Raw genomic sequence first — 25,894 nt, forward strand, 5'->3', positions numbered from 1 at the left:
GAGGTATAGAGAAAATCGCAAAAAACTGCCCGAGGTCATGCCCGTAGCCTAAAGTGCTATGGGGCAAGCGTAGGACTCAACGGATTTAACTGCTAGGCTAATTTTACTAGAGCGAACAACGCCGCAGGGAACAACCTAATGCAAAATGCCCCACGCATTGAGCTTCACCCTATTAGCCAACGCGTGCAGGCGCAGGTTGACGGCACGTTAATCGCCGACTCCACCAATACGCTTGAACTCCGCGAATACGGCTACCCACCACGCCACTACTTCCCACGTGAAGACGTGAGAATGGATTTACTTACTATTTCAGAAACCACCACGTATTGTCCGCTCAAGGGTGATGTCACCTACTGCACACCGATGTGGCGTGGAGCGATGACCAGCAGCCGATACGCTCAAAAAATATGGATCTAGATATGTTGTGAAAATATGAGGATGTTTCATGAAGATTGCGTGGATTATTCTGATAATGTTCGTGCTGGCTGGATGCGCGGGAAATAGATATGGCGAAGTAGCAATCGGGTCACATAGCGTTTGGTGCAATGAAAGGTATTTGCCGGAAAGAGATTCGATTGAAACAGTACAAGACGAGCTGCATCTCGATGTCGCAAAGAATGGATATCTGTATGCCTTCTTGGGCGCTTATGCATTCCAAAAAGATAGCAAAGGTGGTTCAGACCATCTATTTGTATTGCCAGAGTATATTGAAAGAGTTGAATCGCTTTCTGAGCAGGATGATGAGACAGGGTTCGAAGCTGAGGTCTTTAAGGTATATTCCAGTCAGAGCAATCTATTTGAGGTTGTAATTGTTTTCATTGGCTCGAATGATATGGCTGATTGGAGAACAAATTTTTCTTTTATAAATCGACGTCAGTATGACCAAGCAAGAAATTATGTACTTAATGTTGAGAAGGAGTTTCCGGAGATGAAGTTTGTCGTTGCCGGATATTCACTGGGTGGTGGATTGGCAGTTCACGTAACAAAGCATGAACAAACGAGTGCCAAGGTTCAGCAAGCTTGGGCTTTTAACTCAAGCCCAAAAACATGGGGTGATGGAAGTAATGATGCTCGAATTTGGCAGGCTTCTATGTCACGTGATGCGCTTAAGATCGCGAGGTTGCCCATATTTCGGGTTCTTCCTGGGGTATCTAGAATTGGTGCAGGAAGCGGTCAAAGGGCGGAGAATTACTATCTAGTTGAATCGAATCGTGTTTATGCTCATTTTAGATGGGTTCTAGCGAGAGATATGTTGCACGTGGCTGACTTAGCTTTATACAAAGAAGGCGTTGAGGAAGAGTCATCAAAACCATTACATCTACTTAAATTATCTTCGTTCGCTGCTTGCAATGCCGCCCTCTAACAATCGGCTGCACAGCGGCCTATTTCCCGCCGCTTCGCGGCTCTAAATCGGCTCGTGAGCCGGGCGTTGAGCCTGTATAAAAACTCCGCTGACGGCTAAGTTTTGGTAGGATCGAGAAAAAATACGAGGAGTGGTCAGCATGCCGCGCTTCAAGGCTTATAGCTACGATCAGAACGCTATGGTGGTGATCAATTACCAAGATCAGATCCAGCTAGGCACCTTTGAACACGCTGTGCACTACCTGATCGACTGGATGAAGCATCGAGTCGATAGCCCCCCAGGGGCAAAGAAGTTTACAGCCATCGTATGTCAGTCGTGGAGCCCGTCTTCGGCAACATTGGCACAACGAAAAGGCTGAACCGCTTCAGCCTTCGGGGTAAGAAAAAAGTGCAAGGTCAGTGGCAGCTCTACTGCTTGGTGCACAATATTGAGAAGTTGGCGAATTACGGCCACTTGGCCGCGTCATGAAGGGCCTGGAGCGGAGTATGTTGCTTTTTAAGAGCAAAAGGCCGTCTTCAACAAGCTTTAGCTGGGTGCCCAAGTGGCTAAATACCGATATTAAGATTACTCAGTCAGATGACCGGCTGAGTAAATAAATTAAGATGATAGGAGGTGGAGACGGCTCGAAATCGGTTTTTTCTACAGTCTCGTTATTCATCCTAGACTTCAATCGGCTAACAAGGATTAACATGGCAAAAAGAACGAACAATCATAAATTGGGTGACTTAGGCGAACTTAAGGTTAGAATGATATTTTCTGAAGCAGGGTTTGCTATATCAGAGATGTCAAAGGATTATGGCGAAGACTTTTTCGTATTTGGTGAAGACGCTGGTGTTATTGAGCCTTTCAGGATCTACGTTCAAGTAAAAACATCTGAAAAAAATGATCAACATAAGTCTGATTGGACAATTTACGAAGATTGCTTAACTGTTCGAAATTGGATTATTGGAAATGATCTTACAATTCTTGTTCGCCACAACAAAAAGTCAGGTGAATATAAATTTTGCGTTCCAGAGGATGAGGTTGAATATTGGAATTTACCATTTATTAAAGATAGTGATATTGCAATCAACTGTAACGAAAACTTTGATGCTGAAGCAGCAAAAAAATTGATGTGGATGGCTCGAATTAGACATTACGATAGGATTGTCAAAATTACTCAGCCAAATGAAATGGGAGAAGATACGTGGAATGATATTCCTAAATACAGGCTATTTTGTTTGGAGCTGTTAGTTAGACTTAAACTCATGGATCCTGTGAATCTTCATCTGAATAACGAGACATATCTGAAACTCGCCAATATCGCTGGAGAAATGATTGACGATCATGAAGATTCAGAAGATATGAGTGCAGTTGAAAAGTCTAGATATGCAGCAAGCTTTTTATTAGTGGTAGATCAATTGGAAAAAGTTAGTGGATATTCAGTTGGCATGAGTCAGTTTTTATTAGACTCTTGCGCTTGCTTACTAGTACAACTGATGTTTCACCGTGAAGAAGTTGCCATAAAAGAGCTCCAAGAACTAGCATCAACCTTGAGGCTATCTACATAATAATTCGTTTCCATTGATAAAATACTGTCACGAATTTTGGTACCTAAAATGTCGTGCCAGTATTTGTAACTGAACTCGGCGTTATATCAGTTCCGCCTAAAATACCGTTCCTGGCCGATAGCGGCCAAGCCAACTTTGGTGATGCAGAGTTGCATATCCGAGAATCATGGCACTGAATGCATCTGTTGCCAGGGAGAGAATTGCTTAGCCTCTGCTGTTTAGGTGCGTTGTTATTATCTGTATCAACCTGATGGTCGAGAGGAAATTGAACTGACGCCTGATAGCGCCATCGAAGGAAATATCAGATAAAGATCGGCTTTTGCTGACAAGCTATTACTACCCGTTCTTGCAGGATGGGGTCTTCGCGGAGAACTTTATGGACTACGAACATGCAATTGTGAAATTCGAAGACGGGATTGGCATCCTGTTCTGCAACGGCTGCGGCATTATCATCGCTGAGGGTACCCAGCATGAGGATAGAGAGCACTACTGTACCATGTGCATGAGCGGCAATTGTAAAGCAAAATTCAAGGACGGAAACTGACATTTCCAGACCGCCACGCTCCGCGTTTTAGGGAAGGGGGCGTGGAATAGATGTTGTGAACATCATTAATCTGAAAACTCTTTAACATCCGCTCCTGGCCGAAGACCGACATTACCAGCACCGCTAATGTCGGTTTTGATGACAACCTTCTACATCCCACTCACCCTCATCACTTCCCTCGTCACCGCCTCATTCAACACCCCGCGTTTGGCTTCCATCACCGTGAGCCAGTCGCGGGCGCGGGTGATGCCGGTGTAGACCAGCTCGCGGGTGAGAATCGGGTTGATCGTCGGCGGTAGCAGCAGGGCGGTGTGTAAGAACTCCGAGCCTTGGGATTTGTGTACCGTCATCGCGAATACGGTTTCTACCGCGTGTAGGCGGGAGGGCAGTACCCAGCGGATGGGTTTATCGGCATCGCTCGTGGCACTTGATGAAGGAAAGGCCACTCTCAACAGTTTCTGTTGCGGATTGCGGGGATCCGGCACGGCCAGGGTGATGCCGATATCGCCGTTCATTAGTTTTAGGCCATAGTCGTTTTGGGTGACCAGTACCGGGCGGCCTTCATACCAGCCTTTCTCTAACGTGTAGTCACTGCCAAACAGCAGCTTTTCGCTGCGCAGGGTTTTGGCGATATGCAGGTTTAAGCCTTCTACTCCCCAGGGGCCTTTGCGCAGCGCGCACAGCAGTTGAAAGTGGCTGTAGGCGCTTAGTACCTCAGAAGCCCAGGCGTTATAGGCCGCTGGGTTGTCCTCAAACGATTCCCCACGCGGGCGCTGTGCGTTCAGCACCTTTAGGTAATGGCGATAGCCAGTGGGCGGGGCGATGGGTTCATTTTTGTGGTTGGTGCGGCCTTCACCTCCATTGAGAAACTTATCCGCGCTGCCGTGAATCACCAGCTTATCCAGCGCGGTGTCCTCAGCAAGCGTTAGGTGGTGTAAGTCTGGGTAGCCGTGGCGCAGCACGGCGCTAACGGCCTGCTGTTTTTCCCAATCAGTTTGGGCATGGCTGGGCTGGTTAATCGCCTGGGCCAACTGGCCGATGCCGCTGTGTTCGTTAAAGCGGTGGCTTACCCGCAGCATGGTAATGGCTTGGTCGAGCGGCTGGCCGTCAGCATCCAGGTACTCGGGTGGCAGCGGCTGGCCGGTGGCGCTTTCCAGCCATTGGGCGGTTTCTGGGGTGTAGTGGGCGGCTTCGGCACGGCGGCATAAATCGCCGAGTACCGAGCCAGCCTCTACCGATGCCAACTGGTCTTTATCCCCCAGCAGCACGCACTGTGCATTGGCGGGCAGGGCGCTCAGCACGGCGGCCATCATTTCGATATCCACCATAGAGGCTTCGTCGATGACCAGTACATCTAACGCTAGCGGGTTGGCGGCGCTGTGGCGGAAGTGGCGGGTGTCGGGGCGAGCGCCTAGTAAGCGGTGGAGCGTGGTGACTTCAGTTGGGATGGCGGCTTGAAGCTGCTCTGGGGCCTCATCTTCGTCGACGTGTCGAACCAAAGCTAAAGCTCCCTCCCACAAAGCTCCTTCCAATAAGGTGGTTAATCCTTTGAAGGGAAGTTGGCTGACTTGCCCAGCGATGGATTCATTCAGGCGGGCAGCGGCTTTGCCGGTGGGGGCGGCTAGGCGAATGCGCAGCGGTTGGCTGGGTGAGTGAGCCAGTTGCAGCGTTTGCAGCAGGGCGAGCAGGCGCACCACGGTGGTGGTTTTGCCGGTGCCGGGGCCGCCGGTAATAATGCCGAAGCGGCTGCGGGCGGCCAGCGCACAGGCGGTTTTTTGCCAGTCGAGATTGCCGCTTGGCTTGAACAGAATATTCAGGGCCTGGGGGAGAAGACCGGGGTGACTATCGTCACCCATCGCCCAATAAATTGGCCTCCTACAACGGTTATCAGTTGCCGTCGTGGCGTTATCATTCACTGCCTGTGTGTGTGCGGTGTTTTCATCTTCTAGGCGGCTGGCGATTTGCTGGTGCAGGGTTTGCTCGTACTGCCAGTAGCGGCGTAGGTAGAGTCGCGTGTCTGAACCTGAGTGATTAGTCACTACCACCAGCGGTGTGTTGCCGGGGCCTTCGCTGGTGAGCAGTGGGTGGTGCAGCGCGGCTTGCCATTCGCTTAGCGTAAGCGTTGCCAGCACATCGCTGGGCAGAGGTGGCGAGTCGGTTAAATCATCCCCTTCTGGTGGTAGCGAAAGGGCGAAATCTGGTGCGTTAAGCGTGGCGGTTAAGTCCAGACACACATGCCCTCGGCCTAGCTGGTGGCTGGCCAGGGCGGCGGCTAACAGCAGCAGCGCGGGGGCATCCGGTGCTTCTGCCGCTAAAAAGCGCACCAGAGCGCGGTCTAAATCGCGCAGCCAGCCCCTGGCTACCCAGCGCTCACATAGGGTTAGCAATTCAGTGGTATCGCTTAACGCAGGGTGAGCGCTCACTGGCGCGGGGGCCAGTGAAGGCTGGGCATCCTGTGTTTCAACGGCATCGCCAAACAGGTCGAAGGTGTGGGTGTCTTTGGGCTTACTCATACCGTCGCTTCCTGTGCGGGGCTTGAAAACGATGCGCCTGCAAACAGGCTATCCAGTGCTTCGATCAGTTCAACCGGGGCGGGCTCGGAAAATACCCCGCGCCCTGGGCTGCGGCTGCCGCGTAGAAATACCGTCATTGAGCCACCCAAGTGCTGGTGCGGGTCGTAGTTGGGCAGGCGCGCTTTTAGCAGCCGGTGCATAGCCAGCAGGTAAAGCGCGGCCTGGAGGTCGTAGCGCTTGGCCAGCAGCGCATGGCGCAAGGCGTCCGGTTCGTAATCGCTATCACTGGGCCCTAAATAGTTCGATTTCCAGTCCAGCACGTAAAAGCGCCCTTGGTGCTCGAAGGCTAAATCGATAAAGCCTTTCAGCATGCCGTTTAGGGTATCGGCATCCAGCGCTGGGCGCTCAACCCCTGGCAGTAAGTGCTTGCTTACCAGGGCATCAATCGCCTGGGTGTTGACCCGTTTGGCGGCTAGCCAGAACTCTAGTTCCACTTGGTAGCTGCTGAGTTCGGTCAGTGTGACGCTTTGTTGGTTTGGCGCGGCCAGCGGTAACGGTGTGGTGAGTAGCGCTGAAAGCCAGCCTGCTAGCGGTTCCTGCCATGCTTGCCAGCCGCGCAGCTGTACGCGCCGCCATAGCATATCGTTGAGTGAATCTTGATCGTTAGCAGCGGCTGCAAAGCCTTGCCTGCCTGCCCATTCCAGTAAGCCATGCAAAAATGTTCCCGGCCCTGGGCCTCTGGGAAATTTATGCAGATGAAATGTTTCCTGCTGGGCCAGCTGGGATAGTTCCTGCGGCTCATCCAATACTTCAAACGCGGTAGCTTCCTGGGCGGTGGTCGGCTCCAGTGGCGTGGCCGTGGGGGCGGTGAGCGTGCCGGAAAGGCGCAGCGCCGAGTAGCTGGCAATCCACCAGTGTTCCTTGGCCGGGCGCGTGGGCGTGCGGGCGTGCCCAAGCGTGGCGCTTTGTTCGGCGCTTTGTGCAGAGAGTGCAAGGCGCTGGGCAGTGGGTGCCGGTGGCTCGTTGACAGCAATCTCGCTGCCTTGTGCCAGCGCTTCCAGCGCGGTGGTTAGCTCCGCCGGTACAAGCGTTTTTCCGCCGCTAATCAGGTAGCCGAGGGCGCTATTTTCTAACCCCTGAAGTGGGGCTAGCCCCAGCCAAGTCGCGTGGCGGGCGCGGGTTAGCGCCACATAAAGCTTGCGCAGGTCTTCCCCTAAACGTTCGCGGTCGGCGGTAGCCAGCGTTTCTTCATCGGCGCTTAGGCTGAGCTGAAGATTGCCTTGGGCGTCGTGCCAGCGCAGCGGTATGTCTTTATCGCTCACTGGGCGGTGGTTGGCGATAAACGGCAGGAATACCAGCGGGTACTCAAGGCCTTTGGATTTGTGGATGGTGACCACCTTGACCAAATCCGCGTCGCTTTCCAGGCGCAACTTGTGGCTGTCGCCGTGGCCTTCCGGGTCGGCAATGGATTCATACAGAAAGCGAATCAGCGCGTGTTCGCCGTCCAGTTCAGCGCTGGCTTGCTGCAGCAGTTCGCCTAAGTGCAGCAGGTCGGTGAGCAAGCGCTCACCCTCTTCGAATTCCCCCAGTAGGCGGGCGGGAATGTCGAAATCCACCATCATGCGGCGTACCAGGGGCAGCACACCCTGGCGCTGCCATAGGCGATGGTAGTGGCTGAATTGCTCCACCCGCGCTTCCCAGGCCAGTTCGTTTTGTTGCAGGTGATCAAGGTCGGCTAGGCTTAGCCCCAATACTGGCGTGGCCAAGGCGGCTCGCAGATGGGCTTCGGCTTGGCGGGAACTGGCTAACGGCTCGGCGCAGGCGCGCAGCCAGCGTTCTACCTGCTTGGCCATGGGCGAGCTGAACACCTTGTCGTGGTCGGAAAGGTAAACACTCTTTACTCCACGGCTGGCCAGCGCTAAGCGAATGGCACGGGCTTCCTGCAGGCCGTTGACCAGTACTGCCATATCGGAAGGTTTTAGCGGGCTTAGGTCATCGCCTTTCTGAAAACCGCTTTTGCCTTCTTTATTGCCGCTTTGGCCTGCCGTGAGCAATTCCACCATATAAGAGGCGCAGCGTTCGGCCATCTCGGTCTGGTAGGCGGTTTTGGAAAGTGGTTCTTCGCTTGTTAACGGCCAAAGTGTCATGGCGGGCAGCGGCTTACCTTGGTGCACCAATTGTTCGTCGCGGCCTTTGGCATTTACCGATAAGAACGGCAGCGGGTTTTCGCCACCGTCTTCGCGAAATAGAAACGCCCCAGCCGGGTGCTGGTCGGCGTAGTGGAAGCAGTGATTGACGGCTCCCACCATGGCGCGGCTGGAGCGGAAGTTGGTGCCTAGCGTGACGTGGCGGCCGGCGGTGTCTTGGCGAGCCTGCAGGTAGGTGAAGATATCCGCGCCGCGAAAGGCGTAGATGGCCTGCTTGGGGTCGCCGATCAGTAGCATGGCGGCGTCGCGGCGTGGGTTGGCGACGTCATAGACCGCGTTAAAAATGCGGTACTGAATCGGGTCGGTGTCCTGGAACTCATCAATCAGCGCGACGGGGAACTGGCGCAGAATCTGCGCTGCCAGGGCATCTTTGTTGGGGCCTTGCAGGGCGCGGTCTAAATGGGTGAGCAGGTCGTTGGGGCCCATCTCGGCACGGCGTTCTTGCTCCCGCTCCATACGCACTTTGCACCACTGCACGGCGTGAATCAACAGGTCGTTGCGCGGTTCGGGCAAGGCGTTGAGGGCGGCGGGCAGTGCCTCAAACGCCCCAAACGCTGGGTGGTTCGGTGGCTCTCCGTTCCAGATTTCAGCAATGCCCGCCGGTGTCAGTCGCTTCCATGCAGTGGCCTTCTTATCCATATCAGGACTGACAAGGTCGCTTTCCGCCCATTGCTGAATTTTATCCAGCCATTTTCCTCGATGATCTTTGCGCATTTTGCCAGGGGCAAAGTGCTTGGCTGTTTGGCCATCGTCAAAAAGCTGCCGTAGTTCATGTACCCACGCTCGCCAAGGAGCTTTTAGTTCTTCAAGGCGTGCGCTGCGTTCGGCGTCGGCAGCGCTTAATGTGTCGGCTGGCGCGGGGCGTTGGCTGCCGAGTGCGTCGCTTTCGTGGAGCAACTTGCGTACATCTTCGTGGAGTTTATCCGGCGATTTCCAGTATCTGGTAATGCTGCCCAGGGCGTCGGCATCCAGTGGGTAGTAGAAGGTGCGCCAGTAGTCGCGCACCACTTCTTGTTCCAGTTCGCGCTGGTCGTTTTCCAGGTTGAGCGAGAACAGGCTGCCACTATCAAAGGCGTGTTCGCGCAGCATGCGATAGCACCAGCTGTGGATGGTGGAAACCGCGGCTTCGTCCATCCATTCGGCGGCTAGCTCCAGGCGGCGAGCGCAGGCGGGCCAAGTGGCCTCGGGGTATTGGCTGCGCAGTTGGATGAGCAAGGAATCCGAACCAGCATCATCAGTGGCCCTAAATACCGCTGCAGCTTCCACCAGCCGGTGGCGAATGCGTTCGCGCAGTTCCTGGGTGGCGGCATTGGTGAAGGTGACTACCAGAATTTCCGGCGGGGTGAGCGGGCGTACAAAGGCGCTGTCGTCTTCGCTGTGCTGCCCGCCCAGCACCAGGCGCACGTAGAGCAGCGCGATGGTAAAGGTTTTGCCCGTGCCCGCACTGGCTTCAATCAGGCGGCTGCCGTGAAGCGGTAGCGTAAGAGGGTTAAGCGGCATTGGAGAGGCGTTCTGGCTCATTGGGCAGCTCCTTTTTTACCGCTTGAGGCTTTTGTAGTGTCTGGCTTTTTCACGGTCTTGAACAGCGGCGCATAAAGCGCTTCCGTCAGCGTGGCGAAGGTGTGTGTTTGGCCATTATAAGATGCTTCGATGCGGTCGAAAAATAGCCGCTCGAAGCGGGGCCATTGGTGGCCGAGATAAGGGCTCTGATCGGCTTCGCCAGTGGTTTTGTAACCGCTTTCATAGACTTTTTCGGCCGCGGCGTAGGCGTCGCTTTCCCTGCCTTTTTCAATCGCAATGTCAGGTGTGCCCAGTTTTGTTAGCCAAGCAAAGGCGGCTTGGGGGGCCAGCGGTAATGGCACTTCTAAGCCGTGTTGCCAGGCGCTTAACTGGGTTTCCAGGTGCGTGCGGGCGGTGTCGGCAGCGATAGGTTCCAGGGTGATGTTGCCCGCTTTGGAGAGCAGTTGCGTGGTCATCGGACCGCTGAGGTTACCCGCGAGGTGGGCAACCCAGTGGCGCAGCAGCAGATGCCACTGGTACTTGCCGTTCTTGACCAGGCTGCTGCTGAGTAATAAAAGGCGGCAGCGGTTGCCCGCCTCATCCTGGCGTAGCTCGCCCAGCCAATCTTCCAGCGTAATACCGTTACTACCTTCCAGGTGAATGGCTGCTGGGTCACCTAGCGCAATCGGCCAAGCGCCCAGGGCTTCTTCGTAGTCGCTGAACAGGGCTTCCATGGGTTCTGCTAAGGCATCGCGCATGCGCTCGCCAAAGGCACCCATGGCCAATACGCCTTGGCCCTGAAAACGCTCAAGGGCTGCGTGCAGTGCTTCAATGCGTGGCTCGCCGCGGTCAATGGCGTGGCGCTGGGCGGCGATCAGTTGGTCTTGCAACTGCCAGTTTTGCAGGCCATCCAGGGCGAACGGTTCTTCGTCCAGCTCGGCAATCGCTTCCTGCTCGAAATATACTCCCAGCCGGGTATTGAAGAAGGCGCGTACTGGCTCGCGCAGGAATTGGCCTAACTGGCCAAGCGTCAGGCTGGTGGGGATGTTTTCCGGTGGGGGAAGTGAGGATTGGGCAGCTTGAGGCGTGCGCGGTGCGTGTACCTCGCGCCATTCATGTGCATAGGTAAACAGTCGCGAGACTTGCGGGTTGCTAGCAAAATAAGCGCGGCTAAACGGCTGCAGCGGGTGCTCTGTGGTTAGCGCTTCCAGCAGTGGCGTGCCGTTCTTGATCTGCCAGCCTGCTTCCAGATGGTCACGGAGTTGGCCGACCAGTACCGAAGGCGGTAGCGGTGTGTTGTCGATTTGGCTTCTGCCGACCCAGCTTATGTAGAGCTGGTCGCGGGCGGAGAGCAGCGCTTCCAAAAACAGATAGCGGTCATCTTCCCGGCGAGAGCGGTCACCGGGGCGGTAGTCACTACCCATCAAATCAAAATCTAGCGGTGGCTGAGAGCGGGGGTACTCTCCGTCGTTCATGCCCAGCAGGCACACGCGCTTAAACGGAATGGCGCGCATGGGCATTAGCGTGGCGAAGTTGACCGCACCGGCTAGAAAGCGCTGGGAAAGGCTGTGTTCATCAATCTGTGCCAGCCAGTGTTCGCGCACCATGGAGAGCGGCAGCGGTTCGTTTAACTGGGCTTCCTCGCTGCTTTCCAGCATTTGCTGCAAACCGTTTTCCAGCTTGGTGAGCATTACGCTTTCTTGGGCCTCGTCAGTCAGGAAGAAGGTTTCCAGCAGCGTGCGTAGTCGCGCTACCCAGTTGGCCGCATCGGTGGGCTGGCAGAAGGTTTCCCAGGTTTCTTCGAGCTTTTCCAACAAGGTGGCTAACGGCCCGGCAAGGCCCGCTTCCAGCCCGCCGATATCGTCAAACGGCTCGATTCCTTGCCAAGCGTGGCCTTTGCCCACGGTGTAGCCGAGCAGCAAGCGGCGCAGGCCAAACGCCCAGGTGTTTTGGCTTAACCCGCCGGGTAGCTCAAGTGTCTGGCGCTGCTTGGCATTCAGCCCCCAACGAATGCCTGCACCCTCCATCCAGCGCTCGAGTACCGGTAGGTCGCGCTCTTCCAGTCCAAAGCGCTGGCACAGAGCGGGTACATCGAGCAGATCCAGTAAGTCGCTGACCGAAAGACGCAGCTCAGGTAGGCGCAGCAGCTTTTCCAGGGCAATCATTAGTGGCAGGCGGTGGCGACTGGCTTGGTCGGAAAGCGTATAGGGAATATGCCGTGGGTCGTCACTTGGTAGTTGGCCAAACACTGCGGCGATATGCGGCGCGTAGCGGTCGATATCTGGCACCATGACGATGATATCCCGCGGGCGAAGGTCAGGGTCGGCACTGAAGGCGGCCAGCAACTGGTCGTGAAGAATCTCAACTTCCCGCTGAGGGCCGTGGGCAATATGAAACACCATGGAGTCATCTGCCGAACTTAGCGCGGGCCAGTGAGTTTGGGTTTCCGCCACGGGGCGCAGTTCGCGAATATCATCTTGCAGTTGGCTGAGCAGGCAGTCGCGATCAACACCGTTAAACGGCTCAAACATATCAATACGCAGCGCCTGCTGCTCAAACAAGGTTTGATAATTGCCCGAATCGTCGTGTTCATCCAGCAGGCGCAGGTAGTCGCGGCCCTGCTTGCCCCAGGCGGCGAGTAGCGGCTGGGCGTGCAGATGCAGGGCATCGTCGGCGTCGCCAGTGCCCAGCACATCTAGTGCTTCGGGCATGCCGGTTTTGCGCCGCTGACGGTAGCGGTTGGCGCGCAGTAAATCTTTATGCTCGATGATATCCGCCCAGTAGAACTGGCAGGGGTTGTGGACACACAGCACGATTTGGCAGCAGCGAGAGAGTGCTGCCAGCGCTTCCAGGGTTTGTTGGGGCAGCGATGAAATACCAAAAATAATCAGCCGCCTAGGCAGGCCGCGTGGGCAGGGCTGGCCTTCCAGCTGTTCAGAGGCTGTTAAAAAGCGCCGATGCACCTGGGCGCGGCTACTGTTGAGGCCTGCATCGCCTTGGGTGGCGGCGACATCCTCACGCAGAATGCGCCATAGCGCAGGCTGCCAGCGCTGGTGCTCTTCCAGCGGGCGGGGTTCTCCCCGAGCGGTAATCAGCACGTCGTCACCGTTGGCCCAGGCATCCAGCCAGTCGGCGCGGTAGACCTGATACTGGTCGAATAAATCCGCCAGCCGCTCGGCTAGTTGGTAGTGCTTGCGCTGGTCGCGTTCGACTTCTAAAAACTGGGCCAGCGGCGCGAACACTTCCTGCCCCGCTAGTGTGGGCAGCAGGCGCAGTAGTCGCCATACCAAGCGCGATTTATCAAACGGCGAGGTTTCTGGCACCGCGTCGCCGTCCTGGTCAACGTGGGTGAGCACCGTGCGGTAGGCCTGCCATAAAAACCGCGCAGGCAGCATGACATCCAGCGCGGCGGCGATGCCCGCACCACCATTTTCCGGGTCTTCCGCCAACGCCAGCTTTAACCACTGCCCAATGCCGTTGCTCTGCACCAGAATAGTCTCGTTTTCCAGCGGCCCCAACGGGTGCAAGCGCATCCATTGCACCGCCAGCCCGCGCAAGTCTTCCAGACGGTTAGCGTGCACCACCATAAAGCCAGGAGTAAGCGACGTTGGCGAGAACGGTGTTGGTGAGCAGTGTGAATTGGCAGACATGCGGTGGTGTTCCTTCACGGCATTAGGCATTGGGAATAGCGCGTAGCGCTATGGTGCCATAAGTTAAGTGTCTTGCGGGATGCGCGTTATATCGCCAAGCTATGCGGATACCGTGCGTAAAGCGATGTGAGTCAAGCAAAGAGGAATTCCCCATGACCGAGCCTACTAATAATACCCGCCGCCATTCAGCCCAGGTGGTGGACGGCCCTGGCAAGGCGGCCAGCCGCGCGATGCTGCGGGCGGTGGGGTTTAATGATGATGACTTTACCAAGCCCCAGGTGGGCGTTGCCTCTACCTGGAGCATGGTGACCCCGTGCAATAGCCACATTGGTGAGTTGGCAGAGTTCGCCCGTGACGGTGCCGATGCGGCGGGTGGTAAAGGGGTTATCTTTAATACCATCACTATTTCTGATGGCATCGCCAACGGGACCGAAGGCATGAAGTACTCGCTGGTTTCCCGCGAAGTGATTGCGGACTCCATTGAAACCGTGGCGGGCTGCGAAGGCTTTGATGGACTGGTGGCTATTGGCGGCTGTGACAAAAATATGCCGGGTTGTGTGATGGGCTTGGCGCGTCTGAATCGCCCCAGCGTGTTTGTGTATGGTGGCACCATTATGCCCGGTAAAGGCCATACCGATATCGTCTCGGTATTTGAGGCGATGGGTGCGCACTCCCGTGGTGATATCGATCTGATCGAGCTCAAAAACATCGAAGAAACCGCCATCCCTGGCCCGGGTTCCTGTGGCGGTATGTATACCGCGAATACCATGGCGTCTGCTATTGAGGCGTTGGGCATGAGCCTGCCGGGCAGTTCGGCGCAGAACGCCATTTCCCAAGAAAAGCGCGACGACTGTAAAGCGGCAGGCGAGGCTGTGCTGGCGCTGCTGGCTAGTGATATCAAACCTTCAGACATTATGACCCGCGAAGCGTTTGAGAATGCGGTTACCGTGGTGATTGCATTGGGTGGTTCTACTAACGCGGTGCTTCACTTGATAGGCATGGCGCGCACCATTGGTGTTGAACTGACCCTTGCCGACTTTACTGAGATCGGTAAGCGTGTCCCGGTGCTCGCCGACTTACGCCCCAGCGGCCACTATATGATGAGCGAGCTGGTGGCGATTGGCGGAATTCAGCCGCTGATGAAAATCCTGCTGGATGCCAGGCTACTGCACGGCGACTGCTTAACGGTGACGGGTAAAACGCTGGCCGAAAACTTAGCAGATGTTGAACCGTATCCCATTGATCAGCAGATTATTGCGCCGCTGGGCAACCCGCTTAAAGCCGAAAGCCACCTGCGTATTCTGTTTGGTAACCTGGCACCGGAAGGTGCAGTGGCCAAAATTACTGGTAAGGAAGGGACGCGTTTTAGCGGTTCGGCGCGGGTGTTCGGCTCTGAAGAAGAGGCCCAGGCGCGCATTAACGACGGTACCGTGGTGGCGGGCGATGTCGTGGTGATTCGCTATGAAGGCCCGAAAGGCGGCCCTGGCATGCGCGAAATGCTCACGCCAACGTCTGCGATTATGGGGCGTGGTTTGGGTAATGATGTGGCGCTGATTACCGATGGGCGTTTCTCCGGCGGCAGCCATGGCTTTGTGGTAGGCCATGTATCGCCGGAAGCCTTTGATGGTGGCCCGCTGGCGCTGGTTCAGGACGGCGATGCCATTACCATTGATGCAGAAGCCGACACCATTGAGGTGGACATCAGCGATGAAGAAATGATGCGTCGCCGTGCCGCTTGGGAGCAGCCAGAACCGCGCTACCGCAAAGGCGTGCTAGCGAAGTATGCCAAGTTGGTCAGTTCTGCCAGTACCGGCGCCGTTACTGATTAACGCACGTCGCTATAGAGGTGGCTGGCTCAATTTGCGGGTGCCTCATTCGCTCGTCCCTCGCGAGATTCGTTACGCCGCACTACAAAATATGCATTGATTAAGTTTTGTAGCGCGGCGTCAGCGTTAGCGCACCCGCGATGGCGTGGTTAGTTAGCGGCTTGGCATCTTCCGTCGCCTCCCGCGGGTTCCTTATTTGCTCATGCCTCGCAAGATTCGTTACGCCGCACTACAAAATATGCATTGATTAAGTTTTGTAGCGCGGCGTCAGCGTTAGCGCACCCGCGAGGGCGTGGTTAGTTAGCGGCTTGGCATCTTCCGTCGCCTCCCGCGGGTTCCTTATTTGCTCATGCCTCGCAAGATTCGTTACGCCGCACTACAAAATATGCATTGATTAGGTTTTGTAGCGCGGCGTAAGCGTTAGCGCACCCGCGAGGGCGGCTTATCCGGCTGAGTGATGGTGCACATTGTCATCACCGTGTCAGTTTTAATCGTTATGTTGGACCCTTTATTCACACGGGGAATCTTACGCTATGGCTGAAAAGAATCATCTGAGCGGGCGGGTAAGCGAAGTGTTTTGGGCGTTCTTGGCCTTAGGTTTGACCTCGTTTGGCGGGCCGGTGGCACACCTAGGCTATTTTCGTACGGCATTTGTGGAGCGCCGCAAGTGGCTAAGCGAAAGCGCCTACGCTGATCTCGTGGCGTTGTGTCAGTTTTTACCGGGGCCGGCCAGTAGTCAAGTTGGCTTTGCCTTGGGGCTAATGCGCGCCGGGCCTTGGGGCGCGGTCATGGCATGGCTGGCGTTCACGTTGCCTTCCGCCATTGTACTGGTGCTGTTTGCGTTTGGCGCGGCGGTGTTGGATGGCCCGATTGCCAGCGGCATCATTCATGGCTTAAAAGTGGTGGCTGTGGCCATTGTTGCCCACGCGGTGTGGGGCATGGCGCGTAACCTATGCCCCGATCAAACCCGGGTGGGAATTGCGTTGTCGGCGGTGTTTGTCGTGGTAATGGTCAGTGGGCCGCTGGGGCAGGTCGCCGCTATTGTGCTAGGCGGTATAGCCGGGTTGGCACTGTGCCGCAGTGTTGCCGCTGCTACGGCAAGCGAGCCACTGCAGTTTCCGGTATCCCGCCGTGCAGGCACTATCGCGTTAGTGCTATTCGCGACGCTGCTGGGTTTGCTGCCGTTGTTGGCTGGTAGCGCTGCATGGCTAGCGGTGGCGGATGCATTTTATCGTTCTGGCGCGCTGGTATTTGGCGGCGGGCATGTAGTGTTGCCGCTGTTGGAAGCGGAAGTGGTGCAATCCGGCTGGATTACCGCAGATGAATTTTTGGCAGGCTACGGGGCTGCCCAGGCGGTGCCAGGGCCGCTATTCACCTTTGCAGCGTACTTAGGCGCGCTGTTGCCCGGTATGAATGGTGTTGTTGGTGCGCTACTGGCGTTGTTGGCGATCTTTATTCCTGGCTTTTTACTGTTGGTGGGGGTGTTGCCCTTTTGGAATCACTTTCGCCGCTGGCAGAGCGCCCAGGCATTGATGCGCGGGGCTAATGCGGCAGTGGTGGGTATTTTAGGCGCGGCGCTGTATCAACCGGTATGGACCAGTGCGATTATTGGGCCTTATGAATTTGTTCTGGCGCTGACGGGCTTTTTACTGCTGACCGTTTGGAAGCTACCTGCGTGGATGGTGGTGATTATCGTGGCGCTGGGTGGCGTAGCTGTGGGGTCATCGTTGTAGATCAGTGATAGAGCAATAATGCCGCCCCGGTCGCTGGGGCGGATTTATGAAGAATAAAACGCTGAGGAAGTAAAATTTCGATAGCAGCTATTGCTATGGCGTCTCCAGCTCTAACGTGCGACGTAGGACATTGAGTTCGTCAATGCCTAAATGCTCTAGCCTTCCGGCGAGCAGGTCGCTGATCTTTTGCACTGGAAGCCCCGCCCGGCGGGCGATTTCGCGGCTTCCCAGATCTGATACGGCGATCAGGCGGGTTATGATACGCATGAGGCGCGTACGTTTTTCTAAATCCCTGACATCGAGGTCAGGGCTGCTTCGCGGAGGATCTAGCGTTTCTGCGTGAGCAGTTGAGTATGCCGTACTCATGTGACTCCATCAGTCTGAAATGACAAACACACAATGCCGCCAAGTCGCGCGCTTTTCAATGCTACTTTGATTAAAATTTCGATCTATTTACAAACGCGCTCTAAGCGATTAGCTCTGGTAAACTATGCGCCTTCTAATTTCCTGGTGAGCCGCTTGCGGCACACGGCACATTAAACGCTTGATTGCTTTAGTAGGCCCTTTGGCCGAGGAGTTTTTGCATGTCGAACAGCGCACCCAAAGTGGGCGTGATCATGGGGTCGAAATCTGATTGGCCCGTCATGGAACACGCGGTGGCGATGTTAGAGCGGCTGGGCGTTCCTTATGAAACCCGCGTAGTCTCCGCTCATCGCACCCCTGACTTGCTGTTCGATTACGCTAAAAGTGCCGCTGAACGTGGCCTGCAAGTCATTGTGGCTGGCGCTGGCGGTGCCGCCCATTTGCCGGGCATGGTGGCCTCTCAAACGGCGCTGCCTGTGCTGGGTGTGCCGGTAGAGTCCAAAGCACTTAAAGGCTTGGATTCGTTGCTTTCAATCGCCCAGATGCCAGGTGGCATCGCTGTTGGCACGCTGGCGATTGGTAAAGCGGGCGCGACCAATGCAGGCTTGTTGGCAGCACAGATTGTCGGACTGCAAGACACCGCTGTACGGGAAGCAGTAGAGACCTTCCGCGCTGAGCAAACTCAAATGGTGCTGGATAACCCAGACCCGCGCCCCGATGCGGAAGCGAACTAAGGAGTCCTGGTAATGAGCTCTGGCATCTCAAAGAACATCGGTGTGTTAGGTGCAGGTCAGCTTGGTCGCATGCTGGCATTGGCTGGCTACCCGCTAGGTAATCGCTTCACGTTTTTAGACATGACCGGCAACCCCAGCGCGGGCATTGGCGACGTGATTGTCGACCCTGATAACCAGCATTTGGCGGAATTTCTCGATAAGGTCGATGTAGTGACCTACGAGTTTGAGCATCTGCCTGTAGCGCTGGTCGAGCAAATTGAACAGCACAAACCCGTTTACCCAGGAAGCCGAGCGATTGCGGTTTGCCAAAACCGTGTCGAAGAAAAAGCCTTATTTGACCGCTTAGGCATTCCCACGCCTGCTTACCGTGTTGTTGAGAGCGCAGAACAGCTTGAGGCGGCAGCCAATGAGTTGGGCTGCCCCGTTGTCGCCAAATCAGTCACTGAGGGCTATGACGGTAAAGGCCAAGCGGTCCTGAAAGCGCCGGAGCAGGCTCAAGAGGCATGGACCAGTATTGGTCACCGCCAGTTGATCGTTGAAGCGTTTGTCGATTTCGTGCGGGAAGTCTCGATGATTGCCGTGCGGGGGCGTGATGGGCATGTTGTGTTTTACCCTATGGCGGAAAATCAGCACGTAGACGGCATTTTGCGCTATTCCGTTGCGCCGCTGCCGGATTTAGCTGCCAGCGTTCAAGAGACTGCCGACAGTTACATTCGCATGCTGTTAGATGAGCTGGATTACGTTGGTGTGATGGCGTTGGAATTATTCCAGACGCGTGATGGCAACCTGTTAGCTAACGAGATGGCCCCACGGGTACACAATTCTGGCCACTGGACCATGGACGGTGCGGTCACCAGTCAGTTTGAAAACCATCTACGCGCTGTGCAAGGCCTACCACTTGGCAGCACCCAAGCCATTGCGCCTACCTGCATGGTGAACGTGATTGGCCAGGAAGGTGACAACGCCGCAATGCTGGCGATTGGCAATACTCACTTGCACCGCTATGACAAAGAAGAGCGGGCAGGGCGTAAGCTCGCGCATGTCAATGTCATCGCTGACACGCATGCCGAGTTGCTTGAAAAAGTGCGCGCTTGTCAGGCACTGCTGCCTGATGCGCCGCCAGTGGCATGGAGTTTCGAAAGCTCACTGTAGGTATTGCATTGCTTAACAGCCGCTCAAATGGAGCGGCTTTTTTATTGCATGTTTAGGCTACTTTTACTTGGTAAACGTGCTAAAAGAGATACCAAAGGAATAGTTTGAATGAACGAATAAGATTGGTTTATAAGCCAGCTCATTGAAAGGGAGTTTATATGCCACCCCCCGCGACAATTTCTGGTGCGGCGTTCGCAACAGAAGCAGCGACAGCCTCCGGTCTGCGTAGTGACTATCAACTTGAACATCATCTAACACAATTGCGCTTGCGCGGTGAAAAAGTACGCTTGCTTTACGACAATCTTTGGCAGCCTGTGTTAAGCAGCGTGGTTGCCGGTGGACTATTGGTCGCCGCGATGTGGCCGGTAGTGGATGCTAGCGTGTTAATTGGCTGGTTTATAGCGCTTACCGCGATTTCTGGTCTTCGTTTGTTGCTTGCACAGCGCTTTATGCGTTTGCCGGCTGCGCACCAACAGCACCGCCGCTGGTTGGGTTGGTTTGCTGTCGGCGCAATTACGTCTGGTTGCGTCTGGGGAGCAACAGGCGTTTTACTCTTTAGTAATGACCATCCAGAGCAAATCGCGGCGCTTTCGATTGTTTTAGCGGGTATTTCTGCTGGGGGCGTTACTACGCTTTCTTCGGTTTGGTGGGTATCGATAGGGTTCGTGATACCAATTTTGCTGCCTCTGAAATTGCAATTTTTACTGCAGGGGTCACCACTCTCTGTTTTGATCGGATTAATGCTGGTGCTTTTTTTAGGCTTGATTGTCACCACTAGCCGCCGTTTTAGTCGCACTATTCATGACAACATTGCACTGCGAGTAAGCATGGCCTCGCGAGAAGCGCAGCTACGCGAAAGTGAAAATCGCTATCGCTCTATTTTTCAGCACTCTCCGCTCGGTGTTTTACACTTTGATGAGCAAGGCACTATCACCGACTGTAACAACAAGTTGTTAGCTATTTTAGGCGTGGGACGTGCACAGCTTATTGGCTACCGAATGCTGGCCCGTTCGGCAGATCATGATGTCGCGCAAGCAGTTAATGATGCATTAGAAAAAGGCACGGGCTATTACGAAGGTACTTATCGACTGCCTAGAGCAACGGAAGGTATACCGTTAAGGGCATTTTTTAACGGAGTGCTAAGCGCCAGTAACCAAATGATTGGCGGGGTGGCAATTATCGAAGATTTTACTGAGCGCAAGCGCAACGAAGCGATCATATATCGTCAAGCTTATTATGATGCCTTAACCGATTTACCTAATCGACGACTATTTATTGAACGCTTAGAAAGCCTGTGTAATGAGCGGCGCAGTGAGCAGCGCTGTGGATTGGTGATGTTTTTAGATATGGATCGTTTCAAGTTGATTAACGATACCATGGGTCATGCGGCAGGCGATGATTTATTAGTGCAGGTGGCACGGCGCTTAGAGCTATGTTTAAACGAAGAGGACATGGCAGCCCGACTAAGCGGTGATGAGTTCGTACTGCTAGCGTTATTTGAAGAGGTTTCTTTAGAGCAGTTGGATGAGCAAGCTGAGCGTTATATGCGTAATGTACAGCAGGTATTATCAGAACAGTACCGGCTGGAGAGCCGGTGGTTAACGGTAACGCCGAGTATGGGGTACACCTGCTTTAATGCGACTGAGTGTGATCATGGTGACGTTTTAAAGCAGGCGGATATCGCCATGTACCAAGCAAAAACCGAGGGTCGGGCTCGGCTGCGCCGCTACCAACCCTGGATGAGCGAGGAATTGAATAAGCGTGTCACGGAGCCAGGAATTACCCCGTCAGTTGGCCGCTAAGCAGCAGCCACAGCGCAATTAAAGCAAAGTGCCCTGGATACCAGGCAAGCCATAGGCGGCGTGGCATGGCCAATGCCACCGGAGGAACGCGCTGGGCAGCACCCGCCGCCAGCATTAGCACCACCACGCAGGTACCTACGGTGAACGACTTTGCCATATCTGAAGCATTCATTTGACCGGCTATCCAAAGTACTGGAAACGCGGCTAAACCTGCCCACAAGCGCGATTTCAGCGCATCGCGGGTTTCACTAAGCGCCTGCATGGCAAACATTAATAGCGGAATCAGCAGCAAACCGTTATGGCCGTACTCCACCCAGAAACCCAGCAGATACCAAACGGTCACGCCTACCGCTGTGCCAAGCATTAGCCACGCTAACCCAAGGGTCTGCTGCTGATAGTGCTGCCAACCTTGGCGAACCAACGCACCCAGTGCTAGGCCGCAGGCAAGTGTGAAGCAGACGTTAAGGATAAAGTCGTCAGACGTGCGCGGCATCAGCATATAAGGCAACTGAGCTGCTAGGCCAATCACCAGTATGCGGCGTGAGTAGCGAAGCGGGTTGCGAGTATTAAACAGCCCGTGCCATGCCACCATCGCTGCAAACAACGGAAACGCAATGCGGCCAATAGAAGAGCCTGCCCAGCTTAAGTCCCAGTCACCCGGCAACACATAGCGGGTGAGGTGATCCACGGTCATGGTAAATAGCGCCAGCCATTGCCCCCAGGCAGTCCAGTGGGAAGAAGGGCGTGCATCGCGGGCGTAAGCCGCCTCAGAGGAGACGTTTGCAGTGGTTTGTTCAGCCATGAGACTTCCTTGTAAATTTCCTTACTGGATTACAGACTCGGTTTGACTGAGCAAGTTCGGTATACGTTTAGGTGTTGTTGCAGAGCGCTCTAGCCGGGCTTTTTGACATCATGCGTTACTATCGTAAATAGATTTGCCCAACGCCCATACTTGATCAATGGCCCAATGATTATCGGCAAGCACGATAAAGTCGGCGTCCGTTCCTACTGCGAGGCGCCCTTTGCGGGGCAGTTTTAACGTATCGGCAGCAGTTGTCGATGCGCATCTTAATGCATGTTCAAAACTGACATGGTGCTCATTGATACATTCACCGAGTACCTCGAACAAGCTGCTTAGTCTACCGGGTTTTAAGCCAACAAAGCGGCGCTGTTCGTCAAATTCTGGCAGCGAGGCATTGGCATCTGAAGATAGGCTTATCTGACGCGGGTCAATACGCGCACTCAGCGCTTTGGCAACGGCTTCTGACGCAGGCACTTCGCCACCTGCTAATAATTCTGGTGTCGTGCTGGTAGTGAAGTCGATAAAGCCGCCTTCGCGAGCAAAGCGCAGGCCATCTTCAAATAATTCAGCGGTACGGTTGATATGGGTAGGGTAGAACTGTGAAAGCGGAATTGCGCTTTGTTTAGCAACGTTGCGCAACGGTTCCAGGTGAGTGTCGGCATCGCCCGTGTGGATGAAGACAATCCCTGATTTTCCGGCCAGCAAACCTGCGGTACGCGCATCGGAGGCAAGCCGCGTTAGCTCTTGGGTCGTCGGTTGAGAACCTCGGTGATCGCTAATGGCGACTTCGCCCACGCCTATAAACTCTGGAATATAGAGAATATCGCTGGCAATGGAGCCGGTGAGCGTTACCGGGGGAAGTTGATAAGAACCGGTGTAAGCGTAGGCGGTTAAACCGCCAGCGGCGAGTTCTCGTGCTTTACCAATTAAATTGGCGGGGGTGCGGGTTAGTGCATCGGTGCCTAGGGCGCCAATCAGTGTTGTGACGCCTGAGGCACAGGCATCTTCTAAACTGAGTTCTGCCGTTCGGTTGCCAAAACCTCCTTCACCGCCGCCACCAATATAGTGTACCAAGGGGTCGACTAAGCCAGGAATTACTCGACGCCCTTCAAGATCGACGGTGGTAATTAATGGCCCTAGGTTCACCGGTTCAGACGCATCTATTACCGCTGCAATACGCTGGTCAGCGATAAGCAGATGGCACAGGCCGCGGGGTTCTGGCGAGAAAAGCTGGGCGTTTTTAACAAGAGTCAGCATGTGCTTCCCAGGGGAATCAACAGGTGGTAAATATGCGCCGACCATCGGTCGGCGCAGAGGTTGTGCTTACAAACTGTACTTATAAGCGCACATCGTAGTTGAAGTAGCGGTTCATAATTTCGTCGTAGGTGCCGTCTTCTTTCAGCGCGCTTAATGCTTCATTGAAACGCTCTGCTAGGGCTTCATCCCGAGGACGAAACGCCACACCTACCCCTTTGCCAAAGATATGCTCAGGCTGTTTGATAAAGTCGCTAATACGTTGGAAATCACTCTCTGGCGTATCAATTTCAATAGCGGCTTCAGCAATCGGGTAGTCCATAAAGGTGAGGTCTAAACGCCCGGCCATAAGGTCGGTCACCACATCGTCTACGCCGGTATAGCGACGGATTTCCAGTATGTCACCGTAGAGCTCAGTGACGTAGTTATCCTGCAGCGTCGCCCGCTGAACACCAACGGTTAGGCCTTCTAGGCTAGCGCGGTCTTCAATGTTGATGTCACGCTCTTGCGTGGTGATCCAAGCGCTGGGCGTTGTGTAGTAGGCCTCTGAGAACAGCACGCGTTGGGCGCGTTCATCGGTAATCGCCATGGATGACATAATGGCGTCGTAATTACGGGCGAGAAGGCCAGGGATAATGCCGTCCCAGTCCTGCTCGACCCAGGTGCAGCTTGCTTCTAGGTAATCACAAACTGCGTTACCCAGCTCGATTTCAAAGCCAGTAAGCGTGCCGTCTGCTTCACGGTACATAAAGGGTTCGTAAGGGATGTCGACACCAAGACGAATTTCGTCGTAGTCCCGGGCTTCGACTTCAGTAGGAACAAAAGTCGTCGAAAAACCAACCGCTAAGATAGCGGCAAGGGGAAGCGTTGCATAACGCATAGTAGTCTCCTGAAGCGATTTTTAGGTATTGATAACATGCCTAGCGGCGATTTTTTTATGAGCTAAAGCATGTGGGGTGCGCTAAGCGCAGGGTCGTAATGCGTTATTTCCGCATTACAAAGATCACGCGCAGGGGCGTGAGATGGCACGGGCGTGCCAAGAGGGGAAGGCTATTCGTCGAACCATTCGCTCAGATAAAAGCAAGCGATATCGCCGCTGGTACCTGGGCGGAGCGCGCATAGAGCTGGCAATTGCAACTGCATTGGCGCTGAAAAGTGATGTGTATGCATGATGGCTTCTCGCGGTATAAGCCTCCCCGAGATGGGGAGGCATACACATGCTGCTAGCGCTTACTCTTCGCCAAAGTAGCGAGCGAAAATTTCGTCGTAAGTGCCGTCTTCTTGAAGCTCAGCAAGGGCTTCATTGAATTTCTCAGCGAGTGCTTCGTCACGCTGACGGAAAGCGATGCCAAAGCCGTCACCGAAATACTCTTTTGGCTCGCTAATGCGCTCGCCAATCACAACGTACTCTGCTTCTTCACTTTCTAGCAGCGTAGACTGGCCGATAGGGAAGTCGAGGAACACGATGTCCAAACGCTGTGCTTCCATATCCAGCACCATATCATCAGCGGTGGAATAGCGGCTGATGCTGGCAACGCTGTTGAAGTTGTCGGTCACGTAATTATCTTGCAGCGTACCGCGCTGCACGCCAATAGTTTTTCCTGCCAAGGTTTCTTCATTGGCTTCACTGATGTCCAGGCCGCTTGGTGCGAACCAGGCAGACGGCATAGTGATGTAGGGGTCTGAGAACAACACCTGCTCGCGACGCTCATCGTTGATCGTCATGGAGGACATGATGGCATCGTAGTTACGCGACATAAGGCCAGGAATAATGCCGTCCCACTCTTGCTCAACCCATTCACAGGTTACACCGATGCGCTCACAAAGTGCGTTGCCAAGGTCGATATCAAAACCGGTCAGCTCACCATCGGCTGTGCGGAATTCCATTGGTTCGTAGGGAACGTCGACACCAATGCGTACATTGTCGTAGTCCCGCGCCTGGGCGGAAGAGGCCGCCGCAATGGCTAAGCCAAGCACAGACACTGTTAGTAATTTTTTCATTCTTATACTCCGTAGAAACAGGTTCACTAGATGTGATCCCCTTTAACGTACCCTAGGTTGGGGCTTACGAAAAGAGGGAACGTTGCTATGAACCAACGTTTGTTTGACGGTACAACAAACGAGGCTGCTTTTATCGCTAGATACTTTTGTTTTCAGGTACTTTTGATACTAGGTGTTTTGCGGCCGTAAGTGGGCCAGCAGCTTTTTCTCCAGGAAACGGAAGAAATACAGAATAGCAAACGTAAGACAAAGGTAGATCGCTGCTACAAATAAGAAGGCATCAAACGGTGCATAGAAACGGGCATAAACAAAGCGCGCAGCCCCTGTCAGATCCATTAGCGTGACAACACTGGCAATGGCGCTGGCATGCAGCATAAAGATGACTTCGTTGCCATAGGCGGGCAGAGCGCGCCGGAAGGCGCTGGGCAGAATAATACGCCGCATCATCAGGTTTTGTGACATGCCGTAGGCCCTGGCTGCTTCAATTTCCCCTTTGGATGTGGCTTTGATCGCCCCTCGGAAAATCTCGGTGGTATATGCTGCCGTGTTAAGCGTGAAAGCGATCAAGGCAGGGTAGAAAGCTTCCCGCAGGATTGGCCACAAAAATGTTTCCTGGATACCATCGATAAACACCACACCGTAGTAAATGATGTATAGCTGAATCAGTAGTGGTGTGCCACGAAAGACATAGGTGTAAAAGTAGATAGGTAAGCTAATCCATTTATGCTTCGAGCTGCGCATAATGGCAAGCGGTACTGCCAACACTAATCCCGCTACCAAAGAAAGGAATACCAGTTGGGTCGTCGTGACTAACCCTTCCCAGTAGTAGCCTAAGGTGGTGGGGGTGAAAATCAGGTTGCCAGCTAGCAGGTCGTTGAACCACGCAGAAATATCTAGCAT

General features: G+C 54.5%; 19 protein-coding genes and 1 pseudogene. 10 read left to right on the plus strand and 10 right to left on the minus strand.

Annotation, left to right across the window (positions count from 1 at the left end; all coding sequences use genetic code 11):
- Window positions 1–138 precede the first annotated feature (138 nt).
- The 4 genes and pseudogenes from L1X57_RS11080 to L1X57_RS11100 all read left to right on the plus strand — a co-directional run bounded on the left by L1X57_RS11080 (window position 139) and on the right by L1X57_RS11100 (window position 2,913).
- Entirely contained in the window at window positions 139–417 is a 279-nt protein-coding gene (locus tag L1X57_RS11080) for a DUF427 domain-containing protein (RefSeq protein WP_009721634.1), read from the plus strand.
- Between the two features lie 28 nt (window positions 418–445).
- Window positions 446–1,363 carry an Mbeg1-like protein gene (locus L1X57_RS11085; RefSeq protein ID WP_009721635.1) on the plus strand — a complete coding sequence of 306 codons (918 nt, stop codon included), beginning with the start codon at window positions 446–448 and terminating at the stop codon, window positions 1,361–1,363.
- Between the two features lie 247 nt (window positions 1,364–1,610).
- Window positions 1,611–1,831 (plus strand): annotated as a pseudogene (locus L1X57_RS11095) (transposase); the annotation flags it as partial.
- A gap of 221 nt (window positions 1,832–2,052) precedes the next feature.
- Complete coding sequence (locus L1X57_RS11100) at window positions 2,053–2,913, plus strand: DUF4365 domain-containing protein (RefSeq protein WP_009721637.1); 861 nt, start codon at window positions 2,053–2,055, stop codon at window positions 2,911–2,913.
- 301 nt (window positions 2,914–3,214) lie between these two features.
- Here L1X57_RS11100 and L1X57_RS11105 read toward each other — a convergent pair whose 3' ends face one another.
- The 4 genes from L1X57_RS11105 to recC form a co-directional block, all read right to left on the minus strand.
- Window positions 3,215–3,460 (minus strand): hypothetical protein, encoded by a 246-nt coding sequence (locus L1X57_RS11105; protein WP_186004628.1) that lies wholly within the window; start codon window positions 3,458–3,460, stop codon window positions 3,215–3,217.
- A gap of 146 nt (window positions 3,461–3,606) precedes the next feature.
- Entirely contained in the window at window positions 3,607–5,970 is a 2,364-nt protein-coding gene (gene recD, locus L1X57_RS11110) for an exodeoxyribonuclease V subunit alpha (protein ID WP_009721639.1), read from the minus strand.
- Complete coding sequence (recB, locus tag L1X57_RS11115) at window positions 5,967–9,698, minus strand: exodeoxyribonuclease V subunit beta (RefSeq protein WP_234667719.1); 3,732 nt, start codon at window positions 9,696–9,698, stop codon at window positions 5,967–5,969. Before recB ends, recD begins: the two co-directional genes overlap by 4 nt.
- Complete coding sequence (gene recC, locus L1X57_RS11120; protein WP_009721642.1) at window positions 9,695–13,327, minus strand: exodeoxyribonuclease V subunit gamma; 3,633 nt, start codon at window positions 13,325–13,327, stop codon at window positions 9,695–9,697. The genes recB and recC overlap by 4 nt, the downstream gene beginning before the upstream one ends.
- Before the next feature lie 152 nt (window positions 13,328–13,479).
- On the opposite strand from recC, the gene ilvD reads away from it, so the two are divergent.
- Together ilvD and chrA are read left to right on the plus strand one after the other, a co-directional pair.
- Complete coding sequence (gene ilvD / locus L1X57_RS11125) at window positions 13,480–15,156, plus strand: dihydroxy-acid dehydratase (protein WP_234667721.1); 1,677 nt, start codon at window positions 13,480–13,482, stop codon at window positions 15,154–15,156.
- 530 nt (window positions 15,157–15,686) lie between these two features.
- On the plus strand, window positions 15,687–16,886 hold the full coding sequence (gene chrA, locus L1X57_RS11130) for a chromate efflux transporter (protein ID WP_009721645.1): 1,200 nt from the start codon (window positions 15,687–15,689) through the stop codon (window positions 16,884–16,886).
- A gap of 93 nt (window positions 16,887–16,979) precedes the next feature.
- Here the strand turns inward: chrA and L1X57_RS11135 are convergent, their stop codons facing one another.
- On the minus strand, window positions 16,980–17,252 hold the full coding sequence (locus tag L1X57_RS11135; protein WP_009721646.1) for an XRE family transcriptional regulator: 273 nt from the start codon (window positions 17,250–17,252) through the stop codon (window positions 16,980–16,982).
- 218 nt (window positions 17,253–17,470) lie between these two features.
- Between L1X57_RS11135 and purE the strand changes: the two genes are divergently transcribed.
- From purE to L1X57_RS11150, 3 genes are all read left to right on the plus strand, one after another.
- Window positions 17,471–17,983 (plus strand): 5-(carboxyamino)imidazole ribonucleotide mutase, encoded by a 513-nt coding sequence (gene purE, locus L1X57_RS11140; RefSeq protein WP_009721647.1) that lies wholly within the window; start codon window positions 17,471–17,473, stop codon window positions 17,981–17,983.
- A gap of 12 nt (window positions 17,984–17,995) precedes the next feature.
- Window positions 17,996–19,135 carry a 5-(carboxyamino)imidazole ribonucleotide synthase gene (locus tag L1X57_RS11145; protein ID WP_009721648.1) on the plus strand — a complete coding sequence of 380 codons (1,140 nt, stop codon included), beginning with the start codon at window positions 17,996–17,998 and terminating at the stop codon, window positions 19,133–19,135.
- Between the two features lie 158 nt (window positions 19,136–19,293).
- On the plus strand, window positions 19,294–20,937 hold the full coding sequence (locus tag L1X57_RS11150; RefSeq protein WP_009721649.1) for a diguanylate cyclase domain-containing protein: 1,644 nt from the start codon (window positions 19,294–19,296) through the stop codon (window positions 20,935–20,937).
- On the opposite strand, the gene L1X57_RS11155 is transcribed toward L1X57_RS11150, so the two are convergent.
- The 3 genes from L1X57_RS11155 to L1X57_RS11165 form a co-directional block, all read right to left on the minus strand.
- A complete protein-coding gene (locus tag L1X57_RS11155; protein ID WP_009721650.1) occupies window positions 20,915–21,739 on the minus strand; it encodes a TraX family protein in 825 nt (274 codons plus the stop codon). The genes L1X57_RS11150 and L1X57_RS11155 overlap by 23 nt on opposite strands.
- Window positions 21,740–21,847: 108 nt before the next feature.
- Window positions 21,848–22,996, minus strand: a complete 1,149-nt coding sequence (iadA, locus tag L1X57_RS11160) for a beta-aspartyl-peptidase (RefSeq protein ID WP_009721651.1) — start codon at window positions 22,994–22,996, stop codon at window positions 21,848–21,850.
- Window positions 22,997–23,075: 79 nt separating this feature from the next.
- Window positions 23,076–23,873, minus strand: a complete 798-nt coding sequence (locus L1X57_RS11165) for a transporter substrate-binding domain-containing protein (RefSeq protein WP_009721652.1) — start codon at window positions 23,871–23,873, stop codon at window positions 23,076–23,078.
- Between the two features lie 142 nt (window positions 23,874–24,015).
- Here L1X57_RS11165 and L1X57_RS11170 point away from each other — a divergent pair, with 142 nt between their 5' ends.
- Window positions 24,016–24,165 (plus strand): hypothetical protein, encoded by a 150-nt coding sequence (locus L1X57_RS11170; protein ID WP_009721653.1) that lies wholly within the window; start codon window positions 24,016–24,018, stop codon window positions 24,163–24,165.
- A 58-nt stretch (window positions 24,166–24,223) separates the two neighbouring features.
- Here the strand turns inward: L1X57_RS11170 and L1X57_RS11175 are convergent, their stop codons facing one another.
- Together L1X57_RS11175 and L1X57_RS11180 are read right to left on the minus strand one after the other, a co-directional pair.
- Window positions 24,224–24,994 (minus strand): transporter substrate-binding domain-containing protein, encoded by a 771-nt coding sequence (locus tag L1X57_RS11175; RefSeq protein WP_009721654.1) that lies wholly within the window; start codon window positions 24,992–24,994, stop codon window positions 24,224–24,226.
- 168 nt (window positions 24,995–25,162) lie between these two features.
- On the minus strand, window positions 25,163–25,894 hold the full coding sequence (locus L1X57_RS11180) for an ABC transporter permease (RefSeq protein WP_009721655.1): 732 nt from the start codon (window positions 25,892–25,894) through the stop codon (window positions 25,163–25,165).

The sequence above is a fragment of the Halomonas sp. TD01 genome (assembly GCF_923868895.1).
GTDB lineage: Bacteria > Pseudomonadota > Gammaproteobacteria > Pseudomonadales > Halomonadaceae > Vreelandella.

Excerpts from the sequence above, each read along its gene's own strand:
- recC (WP_009721642.1), bottom strand. The coding sequence starts at position 13,327 with ATGTCTGCCAATTCACACTGCTCACCAACACCGTTCTCGCCAACGTCG.
- iadA (WP_009721651.1), bottom strand. The coding sequence starts at position 22,996 with ATGCTGACTCTTGTTAAAAACGCCCAGCTTTTCTCGCCAGAACCCCGC.
- purE (WP_009721647.1), top strand. The coding sequence starts at position 17,471 with ATGTCGAACAGCGCACCCAAAGTGGGCGTGATCATGGGGTCGAAATCT.
- L1X57_RS11135 (WP_009721646.1), bottom strand. The coding sequence starts at position 17,252 with ATGAGTACGGCATACTCAACTGCTCACGCAGAAACGCTAGATCCTCCG.
- L1X57_RS11145 (WP_009721648.1), top strand. The coding sequence starts at position 17,996 with ATGAGCTCTGGCATCTCAAAGAACATCGGTGTGTTAGGTGCAGGTCAG.
- L1X57_RS11175 (WP_009721654.1), bottom strand. The coding sequence starts at position 24,994 with ATGAAAAAATTACTAACAGTGTCTGTGCTTGGCTTAGCCATTGCGGCG.
- recB (WP_234667719.1), bottom strand. The coding sequence starts at position 9,698 with ATGAGCCAGAACGCCTCTCCAATGCCGCTTAACCCTCTTACGCTACCG.
- L1X57_RS11085 (WP_009721635.1), top strand. The coding sequence starts at position 446 with ATGAAGATTGCGTGGATTATTCTGATAATGTTCGTGCTGGCTGGATGC.
- L1X57_RS11150 (WP_009721649.1), top strand. The coding sequence starts at position 19,294 with ATGCCACCCCCCGCGACAATTTCTGGTGCGGCGTTCGCAACAGAAGCA.
- L1X57_RS11165 (WP_009721652.1), bottom strand. The coding sequence starts at position 23,873 with ATGCGTTATGCAACGCTTCCCCTTGCCGCTATCTTAGCGGTTGGTTTT.
- L1X57_RS11170 (WP_009721653.1), top strand. The coding sequence starts at position 24,016 with ATGGCACGGGCGTGCCAAGAGGGGAAGGCTATTCGTCGAACCATTCGC.
- L1X57_RS11105 (WP_186004628.1), bottom strand. The coding sequence starts at position 3,460 with ATGTCAGTTTCCGTCCTTGAATTTTGCTTTACAATTGCCGCTCATGCA.
- L1X57_RS11100 (WP_009721637.1), top strand. The coding sequence starts at position 2,053 with ATGGCAAAAAGAACGAACAATCATAAATTGGGTGACTTAGGCGAACTT.
- L1X57_RS11180 (WP_009721655.1), bottom strand. The coding sequence starts at position 25,894 with ATGCTAGATATTTCTGCGTGGTTCAACGACCTGCTAGCTGGCAACCTG.
- L1X57_RS11080 (WP_009721634.1), top strand. The coding sequence starts at position 139 with ATGCAAAATGCCCCACGCATTGAGCTTCACCCTATTAGCCAACGCGTG.
- chrA (WP_009721645.1), top strand. The coding sequence starts at position 15,687 with ATGGCTGAAAAGAATCATCTGAGCGGGCGGGTAAGCGAAGTGTTTTGG.
- L1X57_RS11155 (WP_009721650.1), bottom strand. The coding sequence starts at position 21,739 with ATGGCTGAACAAACCACTGCAAACGTCTCCTCTGAGGCGGCTTACGCC.
- recD (WP_009721639.1), bottom strand. The coding sequence starts at position 5,970 with ATGAGTAAGCCCAAAGACACCCACACCTTCGACCTGTTTGGCGATGCC.
- ilvD (WP_234667721.1), top strand. The coding sequence starts at position 13,480 with ATGACCGAGCCTACTAATAATACCCGCCGCCATTCAGCCCAGGTGGTG.